The following is a 14343-nucleotide window of genomic DNA, read 5'->3' as shown; positions in this document are numbered from 1 at the left end:
TACGAGACAGCCCTTAGGCGCCATTTCCCGTTTCGTACTCATAGCGGTATTCGGGACGCTCTTCACCGCTATGAGTACGAAACGGGTTCTTCTGCGGCCGGGGTCAGTTCGCGGGCGGCGTGTCCGCGTTGCTCGCGACGCCCAGGGTCACGGCGGTGAACTCCACGACGGTGCCCGGGTGGAGTCCCGCCCAGTAGCCAGTGCCCGGCTGGACGAGCACGCTTCGCCGCCCGATGTAGCGCCCGGAGACCGTGTCGACGATGACCTCATCGCGCAGGTTGTTCTCGGTGAGCCCCAACGCCGTCCCCTTGCGCCCGTCGAGGTTGGCGGTGTTGTCGGTCACGTCGAGACCGGGCAGCTTCACCAGCGCGCGGTAGACGGCGGCGCGCAGCTCGGCGGAGGTCTCGGCGGCGCGGAGCACCCCGGCGGCCAGGCGGAGCACGTCCGCGCCTCGTCCCTTGGCGTCCTTGCTCAGCCGCTCGTACAGCGCGTCGGGGTCGCGTGGGAGGTCGGCGAGGAAGCGCGGAGTCGGTGCCTCCCAATGGCCATAGCGCTCCCCGCACGGCTTGCCGTCGTCCGGCGTGCCCCCGAGCTCGTGTTGATCGGGGAAGTCCCCGCACGGCCCGCGCTGCACCCGCTCCCGGTTCGCACGCGGGTCGAGCAGCCCGCCGTCGCCCTCCCTGCGCGCGAGATCTTCATTGCCCGCCAACCACTTTCGCGCACCGGTCGGTCCACTTCGGACAGTCCACTCCGCAGAACGGTCCGAGGGAACCCACAGCTGGGTCATGCTCTCCTGGAGCACCGACAGGGGTTTGCCGGTCGAGGTCATCGAGCTGGCCAGGCCCGACTCCCGGGTCGCGGTGTAGAAGAACTGCCCGGGTCCTGGAAGCGGTTCGGGGTTGGCGAGCACCTGCGCGGCGGCGGCGCCCAACGCTCCCGCCGCAGCCGTCGGCGCCCCCGGCATCGCCAGCACACCCACCGTCACAGCGGCGACAGCGGCCGCCGTCCACGCGTACCTGCGGCGTGGCTTGGCTTCGTTGCAGGCGACCATCAGCGCGGCGCGCACGTCCACTGACGGCGGCTTGACCTCCTTGTGCAGCGCGGTAAGCGCGTCGTCCAGCTCAGTGTCGGTCCACATCGCCATCACTCCCCCACCCTGGGCGCCTCAACGCGCAACTGCCGACGAACTCGGTGCAACCGCGAGCGGACGGTGCCCACTGGAACACCCAGTGCCTCAGCCACTTCAGCCGAGTCCAGCTGTGCCCAACTGGACAGCAGCAGCACGTCGCGGTCCCGCTCTTCAAGGCGCTCGATCGCCACCGCGAGCTGTTGCGCCCGGGTCTGCGCGTCGATCTTCTCCGCCACACGGCCCTCGTGGCTCTCCACGCGATCCGGCAGGCTCGCCGCGCTGACGGCGAGTTGGTGCCGCGCGCCGAGCCGCGCGTGCTTGCGGAGGATGTTGGTGGCGATGCCGAAGAGCCACGCGCGGGCCGTCGCCCTGTTCGGGTCGTAGGTCGCCCGGCTCTGCAACGCCGCCAGGAACGTCTCCGAGAGCAGGTCGTCGGCGACGGCGCCCGCGCGGTTGGCCAGGTAGCGGTGCAGGTGGTGCGCGTGCCGGTCGAACAGCGCGCCGAACGCGGCCGAGGGCTCCGGGCCGGACAGATCCGGCCGATCGTCCTCCCCCGAGGAGGCCGAGTCGGGTGGCGCGTGGTCCATCATCGTTTTCACACCACTACTTGCACGAAACCGCGATCCGCGTTCACGAACCTGTGAGACTGCCTGCCATGGGCTCCAAGCGTTTCATCTCCATCGACCCTGAAGGCGTCAGCACCCAGAACTGGCTGTACGTGGTGGTCGAGGCCGAGACGGGGATCTGCTACCTCCAGCAGTACGGCGGAACCGCCTGCCGGCAGGGGCACGTCGAGGGCTTCCTGGTGCCCCTGTTCAGCGCCGGGGAGATGAACGCGTTGGCGGAGCTGTTCGAGAAGGACTTCGGCGGGGCGGGTACCTGGAACCACACGTGGCCGGACGACAAGGCAAACAAGCTCCGCGAGATCGTCGGCGCCATCCGCTACTGGACCTCCGACGAAGTCAGCGACGAGCCGCACGCCCTGCGGCTGGACGAGAGCCGCTGGGGCGACGTCGACGAGGCTTGGGTGCCCGTGATCACCCCGGACGGCCCCGGCGTCCTGCTGTGGTTCAACTCGGACTGACCGCGTGATCGGCGATGGCGGTCGCGTAGTCCTTCCACAGCCGTGGCGGGATCTCGTGGCCCACTCCGGGGAATGCGATCATGCGCGCGCCGGGGATCTCCGCGATGAGCGCGTGGGCGTTGTCGACGGGGAACAGCGGGTCGACCGCGCCGTGCAGCACGAGCGTCGGCGCGCTCACCCGGTGCAGCAGTTCCCGCCAGCGAGGGCCTTGGTCGGCCATGGGGTGGTTGGTCACCGACGCCCGCATGTCACGAGCGCGGCGCACGGCCTTGCCGCACATCGCCGTGACGGCCTCCTCGTCGAAGAGCTCACCGGCGAGCGTGCGCTCCGAATCGACGAGGAACGCCAGCACCTGCTCGTGATCGTCCCAGTCTGGCTCGACGGCCGACTCCCACGCCTCAAGGAGGCTGTCAGCGACCTCGGGCAGGTCGGCGTCGGCCGGGCCGTGACCGGTGGGCCTGGTCGAGATGAGCGTCAGCGAGGCGACCCGGGACGGGCTGTGCACGGCGACGAGCTGCGCGGCCCAACCGCCCGAGGAGAAGCCAACCCAGTGCGCCGTCTCGATGTCGTGCGCGTCGAGCACGCCGAGAGCGTCGATGGCCAGATCGGGCAGCGAGTACGAGGGCTGGCCGGGCTCGTCGTGGGCGGAGCGGCCGGAGTCCCGCTGGTCATAGCGGATCACGAAGAACCCCCGGTCGGCCAGGAGGTCGCACAGGGGCTCGGGCCACCAGTCCATCGAGCAGGACGTTCCCGCCAAGAGCAGCAGGGCGGGGTGGCTCGGGTCGCCGAAGCTCTGCACGCACAGGCTGACACCGTCGACTTCGATCATTCGTTGAGCTGTCATGACGACGATTCTTCGGCGCCGCACGGGTTGCGGTCCAACACCGATCAGGCGCTCATTCACGCGTCCGCGATGTGAATGAGCGAGACTGGCGGCGTGATGGACCTGGACGTCCGGTTGCTGCGGCACTTCGTCGCCGCCGCCGAGGAGTTGCACTTCACGCGCGCCGCCGCGCGGGTCTGCCTCACGCAGCAGGCGCTCAGCCGGGACATCGCGCGGCTGGAGATGGCGCTGGGGAAACCCCTGTTCGCCCGCAGCACCCGCCGCGTCTCACTGACCTCCGACGGCGAGCTGCTGCTGCGGCTCGCGCGGCCGTTGCTCGCCCACCACGACGAGGTCGTCGGCCAGCTCCGAAGCAGCTCGCGCTTCGTCGTCGACGTCGTCGGCGAGTTCACCACCGCCGCGCGTCTGCTGGCCACCGCGCGCCGCGACGAGGACGACTTCGAGTTCTACGCACGCGAAACCCCGGGGCTGGCGATCTCCCTCGCCCAGCTGCGAGATCACCACATCGATGCCGCTTTCTGTTGTCTGCCAGACACTTTCACGCTCCCCGCCGGGGTCGAGCACCGCCGGTTCCACACCGAGCCGCTCGGCTTGCTGGTGCCACGCGGACATCCGCTGGCCCGGCGCCGCACCATCCCGATGAGCGTGCTGCCGGGCCTGGAAATCTGTTGCCATGCCGGAAACCACGTGACCGGCGAGTGGGACCGGTTCGCGGCGGAACTGCTCGCGAAGTGGGGCGCGGTGCCGGTGGCGGACCACCCCGTGGTGCGCGGCGCGCAGGACCTCGCCCACCACGTCCGGCCCGGCGAGCCTCCCGTCCTGGTTCCGGTGGGGCAGCCGGAGATCCCCGGCACCGTCCTGCGCCCCTTGGCGGGCACCGAGGACGGCTACCCCTGGGGCGTGGTGTGGCGGACCGGCACCCAGCACGCGGGGCTGGACGCGCTCCACCGAGCGATCGACGAAGTCTGACCCGTCTCAGCACGACGCGTTCGCGCTGGTCAGAGGCCTAATTTCCTCCCGGCTTCCCAACATTGACTGTTTCGCTTGTCCCGGCTCGCACAGCCCTTGATCGTGGAGCCGTCGCGGTGTGGGACCGCGGCGAAGTCGAGCAGACACGGGGGAAACACATGAACGGGTTGCAGCGAGCCGCCACCGCCGCCGCGCTGGTGATCGGCATCATCACCACGCTCGGGGCCACCGGGGCGAGCGCCGCGGACGACGTCACCGCCTACGGCCGCTGCGGCGACCGGGGCAAGATCGAGACCTCCGGCGCGCTCGCCCACGTCACGCTGTCCTGCCACGACGGCAAGATCACCGTGCAGGGCTGGGTGAAGGACACCGAGGCCGACGGCCAGTGCGCCCAGGTCTACGGCAACGTCGGCGCCAAGACCTTCTCCAGCAGGTAGGCGTGCCCGATGGGCGAGGTCGAGGAGTTCACCTTCACCGGAAAGGGCAAGACCGCCAACGTCTACCTCCGCGAGATCGGCTGACTGAGCGGAGTCGTGCCGCGTCGCCCGGAGGCGGCGCGGCATCAGCCGTGGAAGGGACTCGGGTCCCGCAGAACGGCGAACATGCGGTCGAGGAACTCCTCGGCGTCGACCTCGGTGATGACGCGTGCCTTGCGCCGCCCGGCCCCGATCGGGCTCTGGATGAACTTGTCGTCGGCGATCGGGCGCAGGTCCGCGACGAGCTTGCCCCGCGTGTGCTTCCCGTTCAGCTCAACCTCGCAGGCGAGGTCCCGCCACGCCGGTGCCAGAGCGGGATCGAGCATCACCGCGGCGGCGAGCGGGTCGTGCAGCGTGACCTGGGGCTCGCCGAACATCTCGGTGTAGAACTTCGCGTAGTGCGCGAGAACGGCGCTCGCGTAGCGTGCCCGCGGGGTGTCGAGCGCGGCGGCGGCGTCGAGCCACGTCTCGTCGGCGCGGGCGCGCTCGGTGACGTTGAGCCCGATCAGGGTGAGGTCGAACCCGGCGGCCAAGACCTGATCGGCGGCCTCGGGGTCGTGGTAGAAGTTCGCGTCGGCCTCGGCGGTGATGTTGCCGGGCACGCCCAAGCCGCCGCCGAGCACGAACACGGACTTGAGCAGCGTGGGCAGTTCGGGCTCGATCCCCAGCGCGATCGCGAGGTTGGTGAGCGGCCCCAACGCCAGGACGGTGAGCTCACCGGGGTTCGCGCGGGCCAAGCGCGCCAGTTGCTCGGCAGCGGAGATGTCCACCGGCTCGCGCGTGGACGCGGGTCCGGCCTGCCCGCCAAGCCCGTCGTGACCGTGGACGAACTCCGCGGTCTCAAGCGGCTGGGCGAGCGGCCGGTGCGCCCCGACGGCCACGGGCACATGGTGCAGGCCGAGCTTGTCGAGCAGGCGGAGCGCGTTGGCCGCGGTCTGAGCGGCTGTGGTGTTGCCGTGGATGCTGCCGACCGCGACGAGTTCCGCGTCGGGATGCGCCGCCAGGTAGAGGAACGCCAGCGCGTCGTCGATGCCCGGGTCGGTGTCCAGAACGATCCGCACAGCTCTGCTCCACATCGTGAGATCGGGTTCGACGGCCCAGCCTAGGGCGGTACTCGACCTCACTGCGCGGGTTCAACCGGTCCACGGGCAACCGCCCTGCGCGAGGGCGGTGGTGATGCGCTCGGCGAGGGCGCGCAGGTGGGTGATGAGCTCGGGTGGTTCGTGGACGTGGAACGGGAATCCGAACAGTCCGATGTAGACGGCCAGCTCGTCGAGCGAGTGGGAACCGGTTCGCACAACACAGGTTCGCAGGTCGACGGCCTCGATGACGCCGACAGTGGGCGGGATGCGCTCGGCGGCTTCCTCCGGGCTGGCGTGCACGGTGATGCGGGCCTGGTAGCGGTAGGGGGCGGTGGACACGCCGCGCGAAAGGTACTCGGTGATCTCCGGGGCCTCACGCGGCGCGAAGCGCGGACCGGTGGGAACCCGAGGCGTGAGCCGGTCGACGCGGTAGGTGCGCCAGTCCTCGCGAGCGGTGTCCCACGCGAGCAGGTACCACCGGCGCCCGGTGTGCACGAGGCGGTACGGCTCGACATCGCGGAGGGACTCGGTTCCATCGTGGCTCCGGTACCCGAAGCGGAGTCGGTGGTGGTCGCGGCACGCGGCGGCGACGGCGGTGAGCACGTCGGGATCGATCACCGGACCGGACGCGGGGACGGTGACGGTGGCGGAGTGCAGCGCGGTGATGCGGTGGCGCAGCCGCGAAGGCAGGACTTGTTCGAGCTTGGCGAGCGCGCGCAGCGAACTGTCCTCGATGCCCGCCACGGTGCCGCTCGCCGCGGTGCGCAGTCCGATCGCGACGGCGACGGCCTCGTCGTCGTCGAGCAGCAGCGGCGGGAGCTTGGCGCCGGCGCCGAGTCGGTATCCGGCGGCGCCGGGGGTGGCGTGCACGGGATAGCCCAGCTCGCGCAGCTTCTGGATGTCTCGGCGCACGGTGCGCACGTCGATGTCGAGCTCTCGCGCGAGGTCGGTTCCCGCCCAGTCGCGTGGGGTCTGCAACAGCGACAGCAGGCGGAGCAGTCGCGCCGAGGTCTCCAGCATGCGGAAAGTCTGTCAGGAAGTTAGGGCAATAGCTGTCCTAGCTCGTTCCTAGCCTGGTCCCATGAGCGACGAGATCAAGCCCTTCACCCTGGACGTCCCGCAGCACCAGCTCGACGACCTCCGCGAGCGCCTGGAGCGCGTGCGCTGGCCCGAAGCCCTGCCGGGCGACGACTGGGACACCGGGGTCCCGACGATGTGGCTGAAGGAGCTCGTGCAGCACTGGCGCACGGGCTACGACTGGCGCGCCGCCGAGGCCGAACTGAACGAGCACCCGCAGTTCACCACCACGATCGACGGGCAGCGCGTGCACTTCCTGCACGTCCGCTCCGCCGACGAGAACGCGTTGCCGCTGCTGCTCACGCACGGCTGGCCGGGCTCGGTGGTGGAGTTCCTTGACGTGATCGAGCCGCTGCGGACGGAGTTCCACTTGGTCATCCCGTCCCTTCCGGGCTTCGGTTTCTCCGGCCCGGTATCGGATACCGGCTGGGACGTGGACCGCATCGCGCGGGCGTGGGCGGAGCTGATGCGCAGGCTCGGTTACGACCGCTACGGCGTGCAGGGCGGGGACATCGGCGCCGCGGTCAGCCCGCAGGTCGGGCGGGTCGCGCCGGAGCACGTCGTCGGCGTGCACGTCAACGGGGGACCCGGTCCCATGCCGAACGTGCCGCTGTCCCAAGAGGAACTGAGTTCCCTCAGCGACCTGGACCAGGACCGCGTCGCGCGGATCGAGGCGTTCCTGAACGAGGAGTTCGGCTACATCTCGATCCAGTCGACGCGCCCGCAGACCCTCGCCTACGGCCTGACCGACTCCCCCGTCGGGCAGCTCGCGTGGGTGATGGACAAGTTCCGCGAGTGGACGCACCCGCGCGCCACCCCGCCGGAGCTGGTGATCGACCGGGATCGGCTGCTGACCAACGCGATGATCTACTGGCTGACCGGCACCGCGGGCTCGGCGGCCTACGTCGGCTACGCGCAGGCCGCGGGCTGGGGCGCGCTGCCGAACTCCGGCGTCCCCACCGCCGCGATCGTCTTCGCCCACGACGTCGGTATCCGGCGCTACGCGGAAACGGAGCACACGATCGCCCGGTGGGTCGACGTGGACCGGGGCGGGCACTTCGCCGCGCTGGAGGAGCCGGAGCTGCTGGTGGCCGACATCCGCGAGTTCTTCGCCGGGCTCGGCCACCAGGGCACGGGGCGTCCGCTCTAGGTGTGCGTGAAGTGGATCGCCACGTTCTGCGCGTTCAGAACGACGACCTTCTCGATCCCGGTGATGCCGAGGCGGCGGCCGTGCTCGCGGACCAGCCAGATCGAGGAAGCGCCGTTGTCGGTGCCGAGGAATGCGTGAAAGAAGTTCGCGGTGGTCGCGCTGACGATTCCGGCCTGTCCCTCCGCCTGCCATTGCTTGGTGTCGTCCGGCCGCAGCGCCATTCCGATGCACTGCGGGTTGAGTTGGCTCATGTGGAGGACCATCTTGCTGCCGTTACCGGAAGCGACGTTCATCCGCACGATCCGGCTCAGCGGCGTGATCCGCTGGTTCCCGAAAGCCATCTCGTACTGGAGGAACTGGATGTCGGAGGTCTTGAGCAACGCCCACGGCGGAGCCGGGACCGGATTGACGTTGAGCCAGGCGCGGATCTCGGCGTTGCCGGTGTCGATGGTGTTGATGTAGGTCGCGGACGGGAAGCCGGTGATGCTGACCTCCTGCGCGTTGTCCGCGCTGTAGTCGGGCTTCGTCGACGGCGCCGCGGTGTAGTGGGCGCGGTAGGTGGCGCGCCGCAGCTCCATGTCCGCATCGGACAGGAAACCGCCCTGCCGAACGGACGTCACCATGTCGTTGTAGCGCCGTGTTCCCGTGACAAGCGTTTGCCCGAATTCCTGGGTCTGCGTCGCGGAAATCCTCATGTCGGGCTTGTAGCCGCCAGACGGGGGCGCTTTGGGTACATTCGGCTGACTCATGGGCGACAAGCTTTCACGCAGACAATGCCGAGGACTAGAGGCCAAAAGAGTAATTCACCGAAACGCGACAAGTGTCATTTTAGACTCGGCCGGGCAACGAAAAGAATGCCCAACCGATTGCGCCGGGTTACACCCACCGGCCCTGTCGCCGGAGCCCGGGGAACTCCTACCCTTGATCTTGACCGGAGCCGCTCGCCGCTGAGCGAAGGGACTTCGCGCCATGGCCCGCTTCCCGCACAGGCTGCTCGCCTCGGTGGTGGCGCTCGTCGCCGCCTTCCTCCCCCCAACCGAGTCGGAGTCGGAACGCCGCTACACCAACCCGGTCTCCGCTCCCGCGGCGGACACCTTCGCGGACCCCGCGGTCATCCGGGGCAAGGACGGCTTCTGGTACGCCTTCGGCACCGGCGACCCGCTGCGGCGCGGCGACCGCGCGCACCGGCTGCTGCCGATCATGCGCTCGGTGGATCTGACGCGCTGGGAGCACGTCACCGACGTGTTCACGCAGGCCAGCCGTCCACGTTGGGCCGCAACGGAAGCAGGCCTGTGGGCGCCCGACATCCGCTACGTCGACGGGCGTTACCTGCTGTACTTCACCGTCACCGACACGGTCATGAACGAGGGCGGTGACGCCGCGGTCGGAGTGGCCACGGCGCCGTCCCCGATCGGCCCGTGGACCGCGCTCGACGCCCCGGTGGTACCGCCTGTCCCAGGGGACCACGGCCGGTTCTGGTCGATACTCGATCCCGCGATGCTCACCGACGCGACCGGGCGACGCTGGCTGTACTACGGCTCCTACTACGGCGGGCTCTTCGTCGTGCCGCTGTCCGACGACGGAACGCGGATGACCGGAGCGGCGACGCGGATCGCGATCGGTGACCGCTACGAAGGTGCTTACGTGGTCAGGAAGAACGGCTGGTACTACCTGCTCGCCTCGTCCGCGAACTGCTGTGTTGGCCCCGCGACCGGCTACAGCATCTTCGCCGGTCGGTCCCGTTCTCCGGCCGGGCCGTTCGTCGACCGCGACGGGCTCTCGCTGCTCAGTTCGCGCGTCGGCGGCACGCCTGTGTTGCGGCAGAACGGAAATCGGTGGATCGGCGTGGGCCACAACTCGGTCGTCACCGACTCGTCGGGACAGGACTGGTTGGCCTACCACGGGATCGACCGATCGGACCCGTACCTCAACGAGCCGCACGGCGTGAACATGCGGCCGATGCTGCTCGATCGGCTCGACTGGATGGACGAGTGGCCGACGGCGCACGCGTCAACGGGGCGTCAGCGCGCTCCGGTGGTCTCCGGCGACAGCTTCGCGCGCGAGACGATCGGCCCCCGCTGGCGCTCTCCGGCTCCGTCATGGCACGTGAAGTCCGGTGTGCTGCGGCACTCCTCGCCCGGCACGAGTCGGCTCCGGTCGACCGAGTCCTTGCCTGCCAACGCTTTCGTCGAACTGGATGTGATCGGCTCCGCCGGGGTGTCCGTGGGCGGGGTGACAGTGATGATCGACCGGGACGCCGCCGCGCTCGTCACCGACGTTCCTCGCGTCGGTGTTCAGCGGACTCCGCTGCCCGCGAACTTTCGTTACGACACTTGGCATTCGCTGACCGTCGCGGTGCGGAGCGGAGTGCTGACCGCCGCCGTCACCGACGCCCGGCTGGGCGACCCGTTCGCTGAGCAGACCCGCACGCTGCCGGAACACCTCGGCGACGAATTCGCGATCATCGCCCGCGGCGAGGCATCGGTGGACAACGTTTCGGCCGAGCGCGCCGCTCAACCCGTGCGCCGCGCCGAACCCGCACCGCGCCTCGGGCGGCTCGACCGCACGGCATCGGACGAGTTCGACGGAGAACTGGGTACCGGGTGGTCCTGGGTTCGGGGCGATCCGTCCGCGACCGTGCGCGCGGGGGCGTTGCGCTGGCCGACCCAAGCTGCGGATCTCGTCGGCACCACCAACAACGCCGGGGTGCTCCTGCGCGACCCGCCGCGCGGGGACTACGTGGTGGAGACCCGGCTCGACCTCGACCTGGGCGAGAGTTCCGTGCGGAACTTCCAGCAGGCGGGCCTGATCGCCTACGCCAACGACGACGATTTCGCGCGGTTGAGCCACGTCGCGATCTGGAACACGCGCCAGCTGGAGTTCGGGCGGGAACTCGCGCACTCCGGCCGGCTGCTCTACGGCCAGCAGACGCTGACCGCCCCGGCCCCCACGACGTGGCTCCGGCTGGCCCACACCGTCGACCCGGCCAGCGGCGAGCACCACTTCCGAGGCGGCTCCAGCCGCGACGGCGAGCACTGGACGTGGGGTGGCACCTGGACCTTCCCCGCCGGGCCCGCACCGCGCGTCGGCCTCATCGCCCACGGCGGCGACATGCCCGCCGTCACCGCGAACTTCGCGTACTTCCGCGTGTACCGGGGCTAGCTCGGGCCGCCGCCGAAGCCGATCTCGTTGCCGTCGGGATCGCGGAAGGTCGTCTTGCGGACGCCGTTCGAGTAGGTCTCGCGTTCCACGGGCTCCAGTCCCCGCTCTTCGATCCGCGCGACGACCTCGTCGAAGTCGTCCAAGAACAGCGTGTGGATCGCGTGGCCCGCCTTCTCCGGGTTGAGCACCACGTAGAACGAGCGGCTGTCCGCCACCTCCCACACCGCTTCGGTCTCGTGGACGACGAAGGTCGGCGGCGTGCCGAACAACCGCTCGTACCACTGGAGCGCGGCCGGATAGTCCGTGACGGGAATCCCCGCGAAGAGCGCTAGCGCCATCCTCCGACCCTAGCCCGTCCTCCACCAGGCAAGCCCGACCCGCGCACCACACCCCCGGCTCGCCCCATCACCCACCGCAGTGGTCCAGACCACTCCCGTTTCGTACCGGTAACGGGATTTGGGAGCGCTCTCTTACCCGAGATCGGTACGAAACGGGAGTTTGGCGGCCTGGGGGATGTGGGGTTAGAGGCCGGGGCCGGTGATGTGGGGGTGGCCGGAGGTGAAGCGGAGGCGGTAGACGGCGGGCATGGGCATCGCGCGGCTGAACGGCCAGTCCACAGTGGACACGCCGAAGCCGACGAGCGCCCTGGCGACGAACGTGCCGTGGCTGCCCACGACGACAACGCCCCCGTCGGCCAGCGCGGTCAGGGCGGCGACGGCGCGCTCGGTGAGCTGGGCGAGGCTTTCCCCACCTGGACGGGCCAGCTCCGGATCGGCCCAGCTCGCGGCGTAGTGGCGCGCGTAGTCAGGGGTCGGTTCGAGGCCCGAGTCCCATTCCCGCAGCTCATGCACGGTGTCGACGGGCAGCCCCGCCGCGCGGGCGAGCGGCGCGACGGTCTGCACGGCTCGCAGGTACGGGCTGGACACCACGCGCGTGGGCCGGGTAAGCACCAGGTCGTCGGCCTGCACCAGGCCCGTCGCGGACAGCGGCCGGTGGTACTCGTCAGGCCCGCCGGGTCGCGGTATCTCCGACTCGGCGTGCCTGACCAGCACCAACTCACCTCGCGGGGTCATCGGGCGGCGTGCTCCACGTTGGGGTGGACGTCGAGCACCGTGTCCAGCCCGGTGGTCCGGAGCAGGCGCAGCACGAAGCCGCCGGAGCCCGCGATCCGGAAGACCGCCCCCGGAGCCGCCTCGCGGTTGGCCACCGCGATCGCCGACAACCCCGAGGAGTCGATGTAGGTCACCCGCGAGAGATCGAGCACCACCCGGGCGGAGGCCTCGCGCAACGCTCCGGACAGCTCTCCGAAGAGCTCGTCCTGGCGCGTCACGTCGACCTCCCCGGCCAGCGACAGCACCCGCCACCCGTTGACGGCGCTCCAGCGCACCTCGAGCAGCTCGCCGTCGTCCGAGGACACAGCAGAACACCTCCCACGGTCACAGATCATCCGGTGGAGCGACGCTAACAGGGCGCTCCCGGTCCGCCCAGAGCGAGGAATGATCTTGGTATCCGGATCGGGGTGCGGTCGATCCCTCGGACGTGTGGTGGCGGCGGCCGTTCAGCGCAGCGCCACGCCCGGGATCGCGCGCAGTTCGGCGCGCAGCGCGGGGCTCGGGCGCACGGGGTAGTCGTCGACGGCGAGCTTGTGCGGTCGCGTCAGGCCGGTGATCTCCAGGTGCACGGGGGTCGCACCGCGGTGCGCCAGCAGCGTCTGCTTGAGTTCGAGCACGACGGCCTCGGTCACGGTCCTGCCGTTGACCAGCAGAACGAGCGGGGGCTCCTCGGCGCCGAGGGAGGCGAGGTCGAGCGGGGCGAGGTCGGCGCCGAAGACCGACATGCGCTCCTCGCGCCAGTTCACCCGGCCCTTCACCACGACCGCGTTGTCCTCGACCAGGTCGGCGGAGAGCACCGCGTAGGCCTTGGGGAAGAACAGCACCTCGATCGCGGCGTCCATGTCCTCGATCGTGCAGATCGCCCACGGCTCGCCCTTCTTGTTGATCCGCCGCTCCAACGACGTGATCAGCCCGGACACCACCAGCTCGCCCTCGCGCGGCGGGTTCTCCAATATCGAGGCGATGGGGCGCGGAGCGTGCCTGCGCAACACGTGCTCGGCGCCGTCGAGCGGGTGCGCGGAGACGTAGAGGCCGAGCATCTCGCGTTCGTGCGCGAGAAGTTGCTTGCGCGGCCACTCCTCGTCGCCGAAGTTCAAGTGCGCCAAGGGGGAAGCGTCGGGGGTGGGCTCAGAGCCGAAGAGGTCGAACTGGCCCATCGCCTCCTTGCGCTTGAGCGGGACGACCGCGTCCACGGCGAGCTCGTGCGCCTGGACCATCGCCATGCGGGTGGCGCCGAGGGAGTCGAAGGCGCCCGCCTTGATCAGCGACTCGATGACGCGCTTGTTGCAGCAGACCAGCTCGGACTTGTCGAGGAAGTCGGTGAAGGAGGTGAACTTCCCCTTCGCGCCGCGCGACCTGATCACCGACTCGACGACGTTCGCGCCGACGTTGCGCACGGCTCCCATGCCGAAGCGGATGTCATCGCCGACGGCCGCGAAGCGCAACGCGGACTCGTTGACGTCGGGCGGCAGCACCTTGATGCCCAGGCGGCGGCACTCGGAGAGGTAGATCGCGGACTTGTCCTTGTTGTCGCCGACCGAGGTGAGCAGCGCGGCCATGTACTCGGCGCGGTAGTTCGCCTTGAGGTGGGCCGTCCAGTAGCCGACGAGCGCGTACCCGGCGGCGTGGGACTTGTTGAACGCGTACCCGGCGAACGGGAGAATGGTGTCCCACAACGCTTTGACGGCCCCGTCGGAGAAGCCGTTGTCGAGCATTCCCTGTCGGAAGCCCTCGAACTCCTTGTCCAGCACCTCTTTCTTCTTCTTGCCCATCGCACGGCGGAGCACGTCGGCGCGGCCCATCGAGTAGCCCGCGACGCGCTGCGCGATCGTCATGATCTGCTCCTGGTAGACGATCAGGCCGTAGGTCTCGGCGAGGATGTCCTCCAGTGCCTGCGCCAGCTCGGGGTGGATCGGCTCGATCGGCTGGCGGCCGTTCTTGCGGTCGGCGTAGTTGTTATGCGTGTTCATCGCCATGGGACCCGGGCGGTACAACGCGTTCACCGCGATGATGTCGTCGAAACCCGTTGGCCGCATGCGCCGCAGCAGTTCGCGCATCGCCCCGCCGTCGAGTTGGAAGACGCCGAGGCTGTCGCCCCTGCCCAGCAGCTCGTAGGTCTCGGAGTCCTCGACGCCGAGCGTGTCGAGGTCGATGTCCTCGCCGCGGTTGGCCTTGATGTTCTCGATGGCGTCGCCGATGACGGTGAGGTTGCGCAGGCCGAGGAAGTCCATCTTCAGCAGGCCGATGGCCTCGCAGGA

The 14343-nt window shown here is 69.7% G+C and carries 15 protein-coding genes; 5 read left to right on the top strand and 10 right to left on the bottom strand.

Annotation, left to right across the window (positions count from 1 at the left end):
• Nucleotides 1-103: 103 nt before the first annotated feature.
• On the bottom strand, nucleotides 104-1138 hold the full coding sequence (locus CCN37_RS36585) for a CU044_5270 family protein (protein WP_143261995.1): 1035 nt from the start codon (nucleotides 1136-1138) through the stop codon (nucleotides 104-106).
• A 5-nt stretch (nucleotides 1139-1143) separates the two neighbouring features.
• A complete protein-coding gene (locus CCN37_RS36580; RefSeq protein ID WP_086829908.1) occupies nucleotides 1144-1719 on the bottom strand; it encodes an RNA polymerase sigma factor in 576 nt (191 codons plus the stop codon).
• 65 nt (nucleotides 1720-1784) lie between these two features.
• On the opposite strand from CCN37_RS36580, the gene CCN37_RS36575 reads away from it, so the two are divergent.
• Nucleotides 1785-2213, top strand: a complete 429-nt coding sequence (locus tag CCN37_RS36575; protein ID WP_086829905.1) for a DUF6210 family protein — start codon at nucleotides 1785-1787, stop codon at nucleotides 2211-2213.
• Here CCN37_RS36575 and CCN37_RS36570 read toward each other — a convergent pair.
• Nucleotides 2200-3057: an alpha/beta fold hydrolase gene (locus CCN37_RS36570; RefSeq protein WP_086829903.1), complete on the bottom strand. Its 858-nt coding sequence runs from the start codon at nucleotides 3055-3057 to the stop codon at nucleotides 2200-2202. The genes CCN37_RS36575 and CCN37_RS36570 overlap by 14 nt on opposite strands.
• 75 nt (nucleotides 3058-3132) lie before the next feature.
• Here CCN37_RS36570 and CCN37_RS36565 point away from each other — a divergent pair, with 75 nt between their 5' ends.
• Both CCN37_RS36565 and CCN37_RS36560 read left to right on the top strand, forming a co-directional pair.
• Nucleotides 3133-4026 carry a LysR family transcriptional regulator gene (locus tag CCN37_RS36565; protein WP_086829901.1) on the top strand — a complete coding sequence of 298 codons (894 nt, stop codon included), beginning with the start codon at nucleotides 3133-3135 and terminating at the stop codon, nucleotides 4024-4026.
• Nucleotides 4027-4184: 158 nt separating this feature from the next.
• On the top strand, nucleotides 4185-4463 hold the full coding sequence (locus CCN37_RS36560; RefSeq protein ID WP_143261994.1) for a hypothetical protein: 279 nt from the start codon (nucleotides 4185-4187) through the stop codon (nucleotides 4461-4463).
• A gap of 125 nt (nucleotides 4464-4588) precedes the next feature.
• Here CCN37_RS36560 and CCN37_RS36555 read toward each other — a convergent pair whose 3' ends face one another.
• Entirely contained in the window at nucleotides 4589-5563 is a 975-nt protein-coding gene (locus tag CCN37_RS36555) for a nucleoside hydrolase (protein WP_086829896.1), read from the bottom strand.
• A gap of 72 nt (nucleotides 5564-5635) precedes the next feature.
• Nucleotides 5636-6604: a YafY family protein gene (locus CCN37_RS36550; RefSeq protein WP_086829894.1), complete on the bottom strand. Its 969-nt coding sequence runs from the start codon at nucleotides 6602-6604 to the stop codon at nucleotides 5636-5638.
• Between the two features lie 61 nt (nucleotides 6605-6665).
• On the opposite strand from CCN37_RS36550, the gene CCN37_RS36545 reads away from it, so the two are divergent.
• Entirely contained in the window at nucleotides 6666-7811 is a 1146-nt protein-coding gene (locus tag CCN37_RS36545) for an epoxide hydrolase family protein (RefSeq protein ID WP_086829892.1), read from the top strand.
• Here the strand turns inward: CCN37_RS36545 and CCN37_RS36540 are convergent.
• On the bottom strand, nucleotides 7808-8506 hold the full coding sequence (locus CCN37_RS36540) for a hypothetical protein (RefSeq protein ID WP_143261993.1): 699 nt from the start codon (nucleotides 8504-8506) through the stop codon (nucleotides 7808-7810). The two genes, CCN37_RS36545 and CCN37_RS36540, sit on opposite strands and share 4 nt — an antisense overlap.
• 274 nt (nucleotides 8507-8780) lie before the next feature.
• On the opposite strand from CCN37_RS36540, the gene CCN37_RS36535 reads away from it, so the two are divergent.
• The gene (locus tag CCN37_RS36535) at nucleotides 8781-10973 is read left to right on the top strand and encodes a family 43 glycosylhydrolase (RefSeq protein WP_086829888.1); all 2193 of its coding nucleotides are present in this window, start codon (nucleotides 8781-8783) and stop codon (nucleotides 10971-10973) included.
• Here the strand turns inward: CCN37_RS36535 and CCN37_RS36530 are convergent.
• From CCN37_RS36530 to dnaE, 4 genes are all read right to left on the bottom strand, one after another.
• Nucleotides 10970-11311 (bottom strand): VOC family protein, encoded by a 342-nt coding sequence (locus CCN37_RS36530; protein ID WP_086829886.1) that lies wholly within the window; start codon nucleotides 11309-11311, stop codon nucleotides 10970-10972. The genes CCN37_RS36535 and CCN37_RS36530 overlap by 4 nt on opposite strands.
• A gap of 183 nt (nucleotides 11312-11494) precedes the next feature.
• A complete protein-coding gene (locus CCN37_RS36525; protein WP_086829884.1) occupies nucleotides 11495-12046 on the bottom strand; it encodes a histidine phosphatase family protein in 552 nt (183 codons plus the stop codon).
• The gene (locus CCN37_RS36520) at nucleotides 12043-12390 is read right to left on the bottom strand and encodes an STAS domain-containing protein (protein ID WP_168201029.1); all 348 of its coding nucleotides are present in this window, start codon (nucleotides 12388-12390) and stop codon (nucleotides 12043-12045) included. Before CCN37_RS36520 ends, CCN37_RS36525 begins: the two co-directional genes overlap by 4 nt.
• Before the next feature lie 141 nt (nucleotides 12391-12531).
• Nucleotides 12532-14343: DNA polymerase III subunit alpha (dnaE, locus tag CCN37_RS36515; protein WP_143261992.1), on the bottom strand; the 1812-nt coding region annotated here is incomplete at its 5' end.

Origin of the sequence: Allokutzneria sp. NRRL B-24872, from assembly GCF_002155965.1 — a bacterium.
In the GTDB taxonomy this organism is placed as follows: Bacteria; Actinomycetota; Actinomycetes; order Mycobacteriales; family Pseudonocardiaceae; genus Allokutzneria.
The sequence above is the reverse complement of the archived record's forward strand: the minus strand, read 5'-3'. Positions and strand labels throughout refer to the sequence as shown.